The 11,295-nt window shown below is 68.6% G+C and carries 11 protein-coding genes; 8 read left to right on the forward strand and 3 right to left on the reverse strand.

Annotated features, from left to right (window positions below; genetic code table 11):
- The first annotated feature begins 252 nt into the window (after nucleotides 1-252).
- From HR086_RS39065 to HR086_RS39095, 7 genes are read left to right on the forward strand one after another with little or no spacing between them, the layout of a single operon-like run.
- A complete protein-coding gene (locus HR086_RS39065) occupies nucleotides 253-1,695 on the forward strand; it encodes an aldehyde dehydrogenase (protein ID WP_174454448.1) in 1,443 nt (480 codons plus the stop codon).
- Between the two features lie 21 nt (nucleotides 1,696-1,716).
- Nucleotides 1,717-2,145 carry a RidA family protein gene (locus HR086_RS39070; RefSeq protein ID WP_141645127.1) on the forward strand — a complete coding sequence of 143 codons (429 nt, stop codon included), beginning with the start codon at nucleotides 1,717-1,719 and terminating at the stop codon, nucleotides 2,143-2,145.
- Entirely contained in the window at nucleotides 2,146-2,670 is a 525-nt protein-coding gene (gene nbaC / locus HR086_RS39075) for a 3-hydroxyanthranilate 3,4-dioxygenase (RefSeq protein WP_141645128.1), read from the forward strand.
- Entirely contained in the window at nucleotides 2,667-3,683 is a 1,017-nt protein-coding gene (locus HR086_RS39080; protein ID WP_141645129.1) for an amidohydrolase family protein, read from the forward strand. Before nbaC ends, HR086_RS39080 begins: the two co-directional genes overlap by 4 nt.
- Entirely contained in the window at nucleotides 3,680-4,960 is a 1,281-nt protein-coding gene (kynU, locus tag HR086_RS39085; RefSeq protein ID WP_174468157.1) for a kynureninase, read from the forward strand. The genes HR086_RS39080 and kynU overlap by 4 nt, the downstream gene beginning before the upstream one ends.
- A complete protein-coding gene (locus HR086_RS39090) occupies nucleotides 4,947-6,344 on the forward strand; it encodes an NAD(P)/FAD-dependent oxidoreductase (RefSeq protein ID WP_217442123.1) in 1,398 nt (465 codons plus the stop codon). The genes kynU and HR086_RS39090 overlap by 14 nt, the downstream gene beginning before the upstream one ends.
- Nucleotides 6,322-7,059: an SDR family oxidoreductase gene (locus tag HR086_RS39095; RefSeq protein WP_141645132.1), complete on the forward strand. Its 738-nt coding sequence runs from the start codon at nucleotides 6,322-6,324 to the stop codon at nucleotides 7,057-7,059. Before HR086_RS39090 ends, HR086_RS39095 begins: the two co-directional genes overlap by 23 nt.
- 57 nt (nucleotides 7,060-7,116) lie before the next feature.
- On the opposite strand, the gene HR086_RS39100 is transcribed toward HR086_RS39095, so the two are convergent.
- Nucleotides 7,117-7,608, reverse strand: a complete 492-nt coding sequence (locus tag HR086_RS39100; RefSeq protein WP_254625014.1) for an SRPBCC family protein — start codon at nucleotides 7,606-7,608, stop codon at nucleotides 7,117-7,119.
- Nucleotides 7,605-7,946 carry a helix-turn-helix transcriptional regulator gene (locus HR086_RS39105; RefSeq protein WP_141645134.1) on the reverse strand — a complete coding sequence of 114 codons (342 nt, stop codon included), beginning with the start codon at nucleotides 7,944-7,946 and terminating at the stop codon, nucleotides 7,605-7,607. The genes HR086_RS39100 and HR086_RS39105 overlap by 4 nt, the downstream gene beginning before the upstream one ends.
- Nucleotides 7,947-8,198: 252 nt before the next feature.
- Here HR086_RS39105 and HR086_RS39110 point away from each other — a divergent pair, with 252 nt between their 5' ends.
- Nucleotides 8,199-10,295 (forward strand): thaumatin family protein, encoded by a 2,097-nt coding sequence (locus tag HR086_RS39110; protein ID WP_174468159.1) that lies wholly within the window; start codon nucleotides 8,199-8,201, stop codon nucleotides 10,293-10,295.
- Between the two features lie 71 nt (nucleotides 10,296-10,366).
- Here the strand turns inward: HR086_RS39110 and HR086_RS39115 are convergent, their stop codons facing one another.
- Nucleotides 10,367-11,173, reverse strand: coding sequence for a S9 family peptidase (locus HR086_RS39115; RefSeq protein ID WP_141645136.1), 807 nt, complete (start codon nucleotides 11,171-11,173; stop codon nucleotides 10,367-10,369).
- Nucleotides 11,174-11,295: the final 122 nt, after the last annotated feature.

The following is an 11,295-nucleotide window of genomic DNA, read 5'->3' on the forward strand; positions in this document are numbered from 1 at the left end:
AGAGGTGTATAAGAGACAGCCCGTGGGCCTTCACTGCTCCCCTGCCCTCCGGACAGCCTGGGCCGTCATGCGTTTGACGCGAGCGGACGACATGGTGGGGTGCGCCTGCCGTGATGCTGGTGACGGCTCCGTCGGTTGCGTACATTGCGCGCCGTTCGACCGGGGTTCCCGCGGTCCCCCTCCCTCTCGGCAACCGAGGAGGCGGGCGCCCGTGAGCGACTCGTGGTGCGGGCACGCACGGAGGGTCCAGCCATGGAGAAGGTGCTCAACTACATCGGTGGGGAGCTGCTGCCCGCCCGCGGTGGCCAGTGGCTGGACAAGCCAGAGCCCGCGACGGGGAAGACGTACGCCCAGGTGCCCGACTCGGACGCGACGGATATCCAGCACGCGGTGGAGGCCGCCACGCGCGCCTTCCCGGCCTGGTCCGCCACGCCCGCCGCCGAGCGCTCCCGCCTGATTCGCCGCCTGGCCGACGCCATCCGGGGCCGCCTGGACGACTTCGCCCGCGCGGAGTCCATCGACTCCGGCAAGCCGCTGTCCGTGGCGTCGAGCGTGGACATTCCGCGCAGCATCCTCAACTTCGAGTTCTTCGCGGACGCGGTGACGCAGTTCTCCAGTGAGGCGCACGCCACCGACGGCGTGGCGCTCAACTACACGCTGCGCTCTCCGTTGGGCGTGGTGGGCTGCATCTCCCCGTGGAACCTGCCGCTGTACCTGCTGACGTGGAAGCTCGCGCCCGCGCTGGCCATCGGCAACTGCGTGGTGGCCAAGCCCTCCGAAGTCACGCCGATGACGGCGTATCTCCTGTCCCAGGTCTGCCGCGAAGTGGGCCTGCCGCCGGGCGTGCTCAACGTCGTCCACGGCCTGGGTCCCAAGGTGGGCGCCGCCATGAGCCAGCATCCGGACATCGCCGCCATCTCCTTCACGGGCAGCACCCGCGTGGGCTCGGAGATTGCGCGCGTGGCGGCGCCCCACTTCAAGAAGCTGTCGCTGGAGATGGGCGGGAAGAACCCCAACGTCATCTTCGAGGACTGCGACTTCGAGGAGGCGCTGGCGACGACGGTGCGCTCGTCGTTCTCCAACCAGGGGCAAATCTGTCTGTGCGGCCCGCGCATCTTCGTGCAGCGCCCCCTCTACGAGCGCTTCAGGGACGCGCTGGTGGCGCGCACGCGGGCGCTCAAGGTCGGCGACCCGCTGGAGGCCGGCACCGAGCAGGGCGCGCTGGTGTCACAGCAGCACTTCGACAAGGTGATGGGCTACATCGACCTGGCGAAGCAGGAGGGCGGGCGCATCCTTGCTGGAGGCCGGCGCGCGAGCCTGTCCGGCCGCTGCCGCGAGGGCTGGTTCGTGGAGCCCACGCTCATCGAGGGCCTGGACGCGGCGTGCCGCACCAACCAGGAAGAAATCTTCGGACCTGTGGCCAGCATCATCCCCTTCGACCAGGAGGACGAGGTGCTCGCGTGGGCCAACTCCACGAAGTACGGCCTGGCGGCCAGCGTGTGGACGAAGGACGTGACGCGGGCGCACCGCTTCGCGTCCCGGCTGCACAGCGGCATCGTCTGGGTGAACTGCTGGATGCTGCGAGACCTGCGCACGCCGTTCGGCGGAGTGAAGGACTCGGGCGTGGGACGCGAGGGCGGGTGGGAAGCGCTGCGCTTCTTCACCGAGCCGAAGAACGTGTGCATCAAGCTGTGACGCGCTGGACGGAGACACGACGTGAGCACCAGTGAGCGAGTCGATTCCCAGAAGGCCCCGGAGCCCGTGGGCCTGTACCCCCACGCGCGCCGCGTGGGCAACCTGTTGTTCCTGTCGGGCGTGGGCCCGCGTGAGCGCGGGGTGAAGAAGATTCCCGGCGTGGAGCTGGACGCCGAGGGCAACATCACCTCGTACGACATCGAGGCGCAGTGTCACTCGGTGTTCCGCAACGTCCGCTACATCCTGGAGGCCGCGGGCTCGTCCTGGGAAAAGCTGGTGGACGTCACGGTGTACCTGACGGACATGAAGAAGGACTTCCCCACGTACAACCGGCTGTGGGCGGAGTACTTCAAGGACAACCCGCCGTGCAGGACGACGCTCGAAATCAATCGGCTGCCCACGCCCATTGCCATCGAGCTCAAGTGCATCGCCACCATCGGAGACGACTGAATGGGCCGCCTGACCCCCATCAACTTCAAGAAGTGGATTGATGAGCACCGCCACCTGCTCAAGCCGCCCGTCGGCAACCAGCAGGTGTGGGCGGACCGCGAGTTCATGGTCACCGTGGTCGGCGGCCCCAACTCGCGCACGGACTTCCACATCAACGAGGGCGAGGAGTTCTTCTACCAGTTGGAGGGCACCATCAACCTGCGCGTGCTCGACGACGGCAAGCCCGTGGACATCCCCATCTCCGAAGGGGACATCTTCCTGTTGCCGCCCAAGGTGCCGCACTCGCCGCAGCGTCCCGCCGGCACGGTGGGCCTGGTGCTGGAGCGCCGCCGCCTTCCCGGAGAGCTGGATGGCTTCATGTGGCTGTGCCCCACGTGCGGCGAGAAGCTCTACGAGGAGTTCGTGCACGTCACCAATCTGGTGACGCAGCTGCCGCCCATCTTCGAGCACTTCTACGGCAACCCGGACAACTGCACGTGCAAGAAGTGCGGGACGAAGGTCACCAAGGAAGGGCCGAAGCGTTGAAGGTCGACATCCACACGCACCTGTTGCCGGAGAAGCTGCCGCGCTTCGCGGAGCGCTATGGCTATGGCGGCTTCATCACGCTGGACCATCACCAGCCGTGCCGCGCGCGGATGCTGCGCGACGACGGGAAGTTCTTCCGCGAGGTGGAGAGCAACTGTTGGGACCCGGTGAAGCGCATCGAGGAGTGCGACGCGGCGGGCGTGCACGTCCAGGTGATTTCCACCGTGCCGGTGATGTTCAGCTACTGGACGAAGCCGGAGCACGGGCTGGATTTGTCGCGCTTCCTGAACGACCACGTCGCCTCCGTCGTGCGTGAGCACCCCAAGCGTTTCGTGGGCCTGGGCACGGTGCCACTGCAGTCGCCGGAGCTGGCGATTCGCGAGCTGGAGCGGTGCGTGAAGGAGCTGGGGCTGGCGGGCGTGCAGATTGGCAGCCACGTCAACGACTGGAACCTCTCCGACGAGAAGCTGTTCCCGTTCTTCGAGGCCGCGAGCGAGCTGGGCGCGTCCATCTTCGTCCACCCATGGGACATGATGGGCGAGGCGAAGATGCAGAAGTACTGGCTGCCGTGGCTGGTGGGCATGCCCGCGGAGGTGTCGCTGGCCATGTGCTCGCTCATCTTCGGCGGCGTGCTGGAGCGGCTGCCCAGGCTGCGCTTCGCCTTCGCGCACGGTGGCGGCTCGTTCCCCGGGACGCTGGGGCGAATCGAGCACGGCTTCGAGGCGCGTCCGGACCTGGTGGCCGTGGACAACAAGGTGCCGCCGCGCGACTACCTGGGCCGCTTCTGGGTGGACTCGCTGGTGCACGACGCGGAGACGCTGCGCTTCATCGTCAAGCTGTTCGGCGCGGACAAGGTGGCGCTGGGCAGTGACTATCCCTTCCCCCTGGGCGAGCTGCGCCCGGGCACTCTCATCGAATCGATGAGCGAGCTGGCGCCCGACGCGCGCGAGCAACTGCTCTGGAAGAACGCCCTGGCGTGGCTGGGGCGCTCTCGCGAGGACTTCGCACCATGACGACGACGCTTCCCTACGAGGACTCCGAGGACTTCGCGCGCCGCGCCGACGCGGAGGACCCGCTGCGCACCTTCCGCGACGCGTTCCTCTTCCCTCCCGCCCCGGACGGCAAGCCGGTGGTGTACCTGGCGGGCAACTCGCTGGGGCTCCAGCCGCGCAACGCCGCGCGCTACGTGCAGGAGGAGCTGGAGGACTGGGCAAAGCTGGGCGTGGAGGGGCACCACCAGGGGCGGCACCCGTGGCTGCACTACCACGAGCTCGTCACCGAGCAGGCCGCGCGGCTGGTGGGCGCGAAGCCGCAGGAAGTGGTGGTGATGAACACCCTCACGGTGAACCTGCACCTCATGATGGTGTCGTTCTACCGGCCCACGCGCGAGCGGTTCAAAATCCTCGTCGAGGGCGGCGCGTTTCCGTCGGACCAGTACGCGGTGGCGTCCCAGGCGCGCTTCCACGGGTATGACCCGCGCGAGGCGGTGTTGGAGCTCAAGCCGCGCCCCGGTGAGGAGACGCTGCGCACCGAGGACATCCTCGCCACGTTGGACCAGCACGGGCACGAGGTGGCGCTCGTGTTGCTCGGCAGCGTGAACTACCTCACGGGCCAGGCGTTCGACCTGGCGGCGATTACGCGCACGGCGCACTCGAAGGGGTGTCTCGTCGGGTTCGACCTGGCGCACGGCGCGGGGAACTTGAAGCTGTCGCTGCACGACGACGGGCCGGACTTCGCGGTGTGGTGCTCGTACAAGTACCTCAACGGGGGCCCGGGGAGCCTGGGCGGCGTGTTCGTACACGAGCGTCACTCGCGCTCGCGGGACATCCCCCGCTTCGAGGGCTGGTGGGGGCACGACAAGACGACGCGCTTCCAGATGGGGCCCGACTTCGACCCGATTCCAGGCGCGGAGGGGTGGCAGTTGTCCAACCCGCCCATCCTCCAGCTCGCGGCGCTGCGCGCGTCGTTCGAGCTGTTCGACAAGGCGGGCATGGAGGCGCTGCGCGCGAAGAGCGAGCGGCTCACGGGGTATCTGGAGTTCTTGTTGGACAAGTTGCCGCCGGCCTTCGTGCGCATCACCACGCCGAGGGACCCGAAGCAGCGCGGCGCTCAGCTCTCACTGCGCTTCAAGGGCGAGGCGCAGGGGATGCTCAAGCGCCTGTCGGATGCGGGCATCGTCTGCGACTTCCGCAAGCCGGACATCATCCGCGCGGCGCCCGCGCCGCTGTACTGCAACTTCACTGATGTCTACCGCTTCGTGAAGACGCTGGAGGGCCATGCCCGTGGGTGAGCGGAACGAAGCCGTCACCGTGGTGGGCGCGGGCCTCGTGGGCTCGCTGCTCTCCGTGTTCCTGGCGCGCCGGGGCTACTCCGTGGAGGTGCTGGAGCGCCGTCCGGACATGCGCCGCGAGGTCATCGACGCGGGCCGCTCCATCAACCTCGCCATCTCCACGCGCGGCCTGTACGCGCTGCGGCAGGTGGGGCTGGAGGAGGAGGCGCTGAAGCATGCCATTCCGATGCGCGGGCGGATGATTCACCCGCCGAAGGGGGCGCTGGCGTACCAGCCCTATGGCAAGGACGACTCGCAGCACATCAACTCGCTGTCGCGGGCGTGGCTGAACAAGTTCCTGATGTCGGCGGCGGAGGCCACCGGCAAGGTGCGCATCCGCTTCAATCAGCGGGTGACGCAGGCGGACCTCGCGACGGGTTCGCTCACGGTGCTGGACGAGGCCTCGGGGCAGGAGCGCCAGGAAGCGGGCCGAGTGTTGTTCGGCACGGACGGCTCCGGCTCGGCGGTGCGGCAGGCGATGGAGCAGGTGCCGGGCTTCGCGGCGACGCAGGAGCAACTGGGGCACGGATACAAGGAGCTGACAATTCCGGCGGGCCCGGGCGGCGCGTTCCAGTTGGAGAAGCACGCGCTGCACATCTGGCCGCGTGGCACGTACATGCTGATCGGGCTGCCCAATGAAGATGGCAGCTTCACGTGCACGCTGTTCCTGCCGTGGAAGGGGCCGGTGAGCTTCGAGTCGCTGGACTCGCCCGCGAAGCTGGAGGCGTTCTTCGAGGAGCAGTTCCCCGATGCGAAGGCGCTCATCCCGGATTTGACGGAGGCCTTCTTCGCGCGGCCCACGGGCGGCATGGTGACGGTGAAGTGCGCGCCCTGGCGCGTGGGCGACAAGGCCCTGGTGCTGGGCGACGCGGCGCACGCCATCGTCCCCTTCTTCGGCCAGGGGATGAACTGCGGCTTCGAGGACTGCACGGTGCTGGATGGGCTGTTGGAGCAGCACGGCACGTGGGCGGACGTCTTCGGGACGTTGGAGCGGCTGCGCAAGACGAACGCGGATGCCATCGCGGACATGGCGGTGGAGAACTTCGTGGAGATGCGCGACAGCACCGGCAGCCCGCGCTTCCTGTTGGAGAAGGCCGTGGAGAAGGCGCTGCTCAATGCCTTTCCGGGCGAGTTCGTCAGTCGCTACTCGATGGTGAGCTTCAGCCGCGTGCCGTACCGGCTGGCCTATGAAGTGGGGGCGATTGCCGGCGGCATCGTCTCCGAGTTGTCCGAGGGGCTGACGCGCGCCGAGGACGTGGACCTGGGGCGGGCGAAGCAGCTCATCCAGGAGCGACTGGTGCCATTCATGAAGGAGCACGCGGATGGATTTCGGACTCAAGGGTAGGCGCGCGCTCGTCATGGGCGCATCGGCGGGGCTGGGCTACGCGACGGCACAGGCGCTGGTGAAGGAAGGCGCCACGGTGGCCATCTGCTCGCGCGGTGGCGACAAGTTGGAGCGCGCGGCGAAGGAGTTGGGCGCGGCGCTCGCGGTGCCGTGTGACTTGAACCAGCCGGGCGCGGCGAAGCGACTGGTGGACGAGGTTGTCGCGAAGCTGGGTGGCGTGGACGTGCTCGTGGTGAACACGGGCGGGCCTCCGGCGGGCGGCTTCGAGTCGCTGACAGCGGAGCAGTGGCAGCTCGGCTTCCAGAGCCTGTGGATGGCGGCGGTGGATGGCATCCAGGCGTCGTTGCCGGGAATGAAGGAGCGCAAGTGGGGCCGCATCGTCCTGGTGACGTCGCTGGCCGCGCGCGAGGCGATGCCCAACCTCACCATCTCCAACGGCCTGCGCGCCGGATTGCTCGGGCTGGTGAAGACGGTGAGCAACGAAGTGGCGCAGCACGGCGTCACGTTGAACGCGGTGCTGCCGGGCTTCCACGCCACCGAGCGGATGACGCAGCTGGGCCTCACGGACGAGAAGGTGGCGCCGCAGATTCCCGCGCGGCGACTGGGTCGTCCCGAGGAGCTGGCCTCGCTGGTGGCGTTCCTCTCCTCCGAGCAGGCCTCGTACATCACCGGCCAGTCCATCGTCGTCGACGGCGGCGCGCAGCGCGGGTTCTGAAGCGACGAAGGCTCCGAGGGAGATGAGCGGGCAGGGCTCATCCCCTCGGAAGTGCGCCTACGCCTCCCGAGCCAACAGCGCGTCCAGCGCGCGGTAGCTCTCGTTGAGGCCCCCTTCCATGCCGGAAGACGCCATGCCGTCGCGCTCCTCCGTCGTGTAGAAGAGCGACGTCGCCACCAGCTTCGTGCGGCCGTTACCCACGTCCTCGAGCGTCGTCGTGATCAGGATGACGTAGCCCGGCATGCCATCCCACTCGAAGGTCTGCACCATCCGCTCGGGCGGCGTGACTTCGCGGAACCGGCCCTCGAAGCCGTGAGCGTCGCCCTCGGCGTGCTCGACGAAGCGCCAGTGTCCTCCGCGCTCGACCTCCAGCCGTTCGACGACGAGCTTGTTGCCACGGCCCCACCACTGGGCCACCTGCTTCGGGTCCGTCATCGCCCTCCAGACGCGCTCGCGCGGGGCATCGAAGATGCGCTCGGTGCGAATCTCCCGGTCGGACGGCTGCGTGACGACGGCATCCCTGGACATCTGCTGCGAAGACTTGCTCATGACTCCTCCTCATCTTTCGTTCGCGCGAGGAACTCACCCAGCCTGTCGAGCCGAGCGTCCAGCATCCGCCGATAGCCGGCGATCCACGCCGCCTCGTCCTCCAGGCGACGCGGTCCCAATTTGCAGGTCCTCACCCGCCCCACCTTCTCGGTGGAGACCAGCCCCGCCTCTTCCAGCACGTGCACGTGCTTCTTCATGCCCGTCAGGGTCATGTCGAAGGACCCGGCCAGCTCGCTGATGGACGCCTCGCCACGTCCCAGCCGCTCCAGCACGCCCCGACGCGTGGCATCCGCCAGCGCTCCGAAGGCCAAATCGAGCTGCGAATTAAACTGAACCATATGGTTCAGTGATAATCAAGGTCGCTGTCGCGCGCAAGTCCCTCGCGACAGAACGCGCTCACGACGGGGCCGCGACGACGGGCCCGCGTGCTCGTGCGCCGAGGGACTTCGCGAGCGCTCCGCACGAAGCTCGGGAGCACACCCGTGGCGGGTACGCCTTGGAGCACGCGCGCATCCGACGCGCCGAATCCTTGGTGCGCCTTTTCACCCGCAGTACGGTCCCTGGGCGAACCTGCCTCGGAGTCCCCCTTCATGGTTTCGCGTCGATTGGTTGCACCCGTGGTGTCGCTCGGCTTGTCCACGCTCGTGTTGGTGCTCACGGTGGGCAATGGCTGCAGGACGACGGGCACCGGACTTCGCACCAACGCGGACTCCTCGCCGCCCGTGACATGCCCTCCGGGCTTCCGTCCCTTCACGCTGACGAACCAGGCGAGCCAGACGGTGTGGATTGGACAGACGGCGGGCGCCGCGCCTCCGCCCTTCGCCTGCACCACCGACACGGACTGTGGTCCGAATCAGCAGTGCAACAACCCGGGCTGTACCAGCAGCGCCGACTGCAACGCCGGCAACATGTGTGACACGAACACGGGCCAGTGCATGGTGGCGACTGGCAGCGCGTGCAACGGTGGCGCGCCCATCGTCACCGTCAATCTTCCCTCCATGCAGTGCACGGGTGCGAAACAGGTGGCGGCCTGCGCGGGCTGCGGTTCCGAGGGCTGTGACTCCACCACGGGCCTGTGCAACTGCGCGACGGGTGGCCAGGGCGTGTGCCCCACCGGGACGACGTGCGCCAACACCGTGCAGGAGTGCAGCCTCGCCAACGGCGGCACCTGCTACTTCCAGCAGGTGGTCCCCGGTGAGAACCAGGCCTGCGGCTCGGGCAACACCACGTGTCCGACGGGACAGACGTGCGATGTGGAGTTGGGCCTGTGCCAGTACTCGCGCACGGATGGCGGCGTGCCCCTGGATGCGCTGGAGCTGACGCCCCAGGAGACGGCCACGCTGTGCATGCCGTCCTCGCTTCCGCCCGCCTACGCCAACCTCCAGCCCCAGTTGACGGCCTGCACCCAGGACTCGCAATGCCAGAGCAACCGCTGCCTGGTGGCCAGCGGCCCCGACATCACCAACCCGCCCACGGACTGTCCCCAGGACGCGGGCTCCACCGCGTGCCTGTGTCGCCCCGTCGTCGGCTGGAGCGGCGGCATCTTCGGGCGCACGGGATGTCAGGCGGACGGAACGAAGTGCCAGAGCGCGGACTGCGGCAACGGGCCCGGAATGCCGTGTCCGCTCGGCAAGGGCGGCACCAATCCCTTCGCCGCGGCGGAGTTCACCCTCCAGCCCAATGCGTCCGACTTCTACGACGTCACCGTCATCAACGGCGCGAACGTCAGCATCCAGATGGGACCCACGAATGACGGCGGCTTCGCGCCCGCGTCCCAGCCGTCGCCCTATAACTGTGGCACCGCGGGCTCGCGCGTCGCACAGAGCGTTCCCGACGCGGGAACGCTGGAGGCGTGCTCGTGGCAGTTCACTCCGGACACGACGGCCGGGCTCTCGGCCGACTACTCCACCCTGCTGCGTGCCATCACCCTGCCGACGTGCAGCCAGAACAGCGACTGCGGGGCGGGCACCACCTGCATCAGCGGCGTGTGCCAGCCCACGCTGACGAAGTGTGCCCTCACCGAGCCGTACTGCGCGGGCAACGCGGTGTGCAGCAACCCCAACAATCCCGCCGCCGGCTATTGCAGCACCTGCGCGTCGAACAGCGACTGCGCGGGCCTGGATGACGGGGGCACGCCAACGTGCGGCACGGCCTTCCTTCCGGGCGTCAACACCATGACGCCGCTCATCCAGACGTGTGGCCAGTCCATCGGCTGGTGGTCCTACGAGGACCTCTGCGCGGCGATGCCTCCGTTCAGCTACGGCCCGCTCAACTGCGCGCAGCCGATGAGCGCGGGCACGGTGACGGACACGCTGAACAACCTCTTCCAGTGCGCGGGGAACTTCGGCCAGTCCTGCTACAACTCGAGCGCGGGCAACACCCCCGCCTGCTGCGGCTGCCCGACGTTCCCCGGCAACCCCGCGGGCGGCTTCTGGCCCACCACGTTGGAGGCCGGCAACAACCCGGCCCAGCAGGCCCAGGGGCAGTGCATCAACAACAACACCACGTGGGCGCAGAACGTCCAGCCGTGGCTCGCGTTCCTCAAGAAGGCGTGCCCCACCGCGTACACGTATGCGTATGACGACGCGACCAGCACCTTCACGTGCATGACCGCGGGCACCGGAGGCCCGGACGGTGGGACGCCCAACTCGGTGGGCTACGGCCTCGTGTTCGGTGACGTGAACTAGCGGCGGGACAGGGCGCGCCGCTCATGCCGACAAGGCGATGATGGCGCGCTCGACTCCAGATGGGCCTGCGCTCAGAGCAGCGAGCGCACGGCGTCCACCACCTGGGGCCATTCGCGTGAGCGTGGGTCGACGACCTCGAAGTGGCCCGCGCCGGGCAGCACGACACAGCGCACGTCGTCGCCATGCGCGCGGCCCCGGGCACAGTAGTCCGCGCTCATCGCCACGGGGACGGTGTCGTCCTCGGAGCCGTGGAGGATGACCTGGGGAACGCCCAGGGGCTGGAGCGCGGCGGGCGAGGCGCGCTGGTAGCGCAGGGGTACTTCCAAGGGGGAGCCGCCGAGGAGGAGCTCCGCGGCGCGGTCGCTCAGCCCCAGCTCGTAGGTGCGCGTCAAATCGGCCAGGCCCGCGAGGGAGACGATTCCGCGAGGGCGCAGCGGGTCCTCGCGGCGCAGCGCGCTTCCCACGGGCATCCGGTGACGCGCCCCGAGCCACAGCGCGAGGTGGCCGCCCGCGGAGTGTCCCAGGAAGACGACGCGGGAGAGGTCCAGGGGATGCGCTTGTGCGAGGGTGCGCAGGAAGTCCGCGCCGAGCGCGACGTCTTCCAAGGTGCCGGGATAGCCACCGCCCTCGTGGCCGATGCGTCGGAACTCCAGGCTCCATGTGGCGAAGCCGCTCGCGGTGAGCGCGGCGCACAGGTGGCCCAGGTGAGCGAGGTCATACTTCGCGCGCCAGAAGCCCCCGTGGAGGGCCACGACGACGGGATGAGGCCCCGGACCCGACGGAAGCCGCAACTCCCCGAAGTGGTGCGGCCCCGGGCCATAGCTGATGCGTGCATCCGGCGCGGGAGGCGCCTCCTCGAGAATCCACAGCGAGCTCATGCCCGCATTTTCAAGAGGCGCCAGGGCCCTCACAAGCCGTGCCCGTCCATGGCCCTCCCGGGCAGGCAAGCTCCCAGGGCGTCCAAGTGTCCTTCGGACGTCACTCCCACCCTCCCGGAGGC

This window comes from Myxococcus sp. CA039A (assembly GCF_013336645.1).
GTDB classification, from domain to species: domain Bacteria; phylum Myxococcota; class Myxococcia; order Myxococcales; family Myxococcaceae; genus Myxococcus; species Myxococcus llanfairpwllgwyngyllgogerychwyrndrobwllllantysiliogogogochensis.

What these genes read in the sequence shown, in the direction of transcription:
- HR086_RS39110 (WP_174468159.1), top strand. Translation starts at nt 8,199, where the DNA reads ATGGTTTCGCGTCGATTGGTTGCACCCGTGGTGTCGCTCGGCTTGTCC.
- nbaC (WP_141645128.1), top strand. Translation starts at nt 2,146, where the DNA reads ATGGGCCGCCTGACCCCCATCAACTTCAAGAAGTGGATTGATGAGCAC.
- HR086_RS39105 (WP_141645134.1), bottom strand. Translation starts at nt 7,946, where the DNA reads ATGGTTCAGTTTAATTCGCAGCTCGATTTGGCCTTCGGAGCGCTGGCG.
- HR086_RS39095 (WP_141645132.1), top strand. Translation starts at nt 6,322, where the DNA reads ATGGATTTCGGACTCAAGGGTAGGCGCGCGCTCGTCATGGGCGCATCG.
- HR086_RS39065 (WP_174454448.1), top strand. Translation starts at nt 253, where the DNA reads ATGGAGAAGGTGCTCAACTACATCGGTGGGGAGCTGCTGCCCGCCCGC.
- HR086_RS39090 (WP_217442123.1), top strand. Translation starts at nt 4,947, where the DNA reads ATGCCCGTGGGTGAGCGGAACGAAGCCGTCACCGTGGTGGGCGCGGGC.
- HR086_RS39100 (WP_254625014.1), bottom strand. Translation starts at nt 7,608, where the DNA reads ATGAGCAAGTCTTCGCAGCAGATGTCCAGGGATGCCGTCGTCACGCAG.
- HR086_RS39115 (WP_141645136.1), bottom strand. Translation starts at nt 11,173, where the DNA reads ATGAGCTCGCTGTGGATTCTCGAGGAGGCGCCTCCCGCGCCGGATGCA.
- kynU (WP_174468157.1), top strand. Translation starts at nt 3,680, where the DNA reads ATGACGACGACGCTTCCCTACGAGGACTCCGAGGACTTCGCGCGCCGC.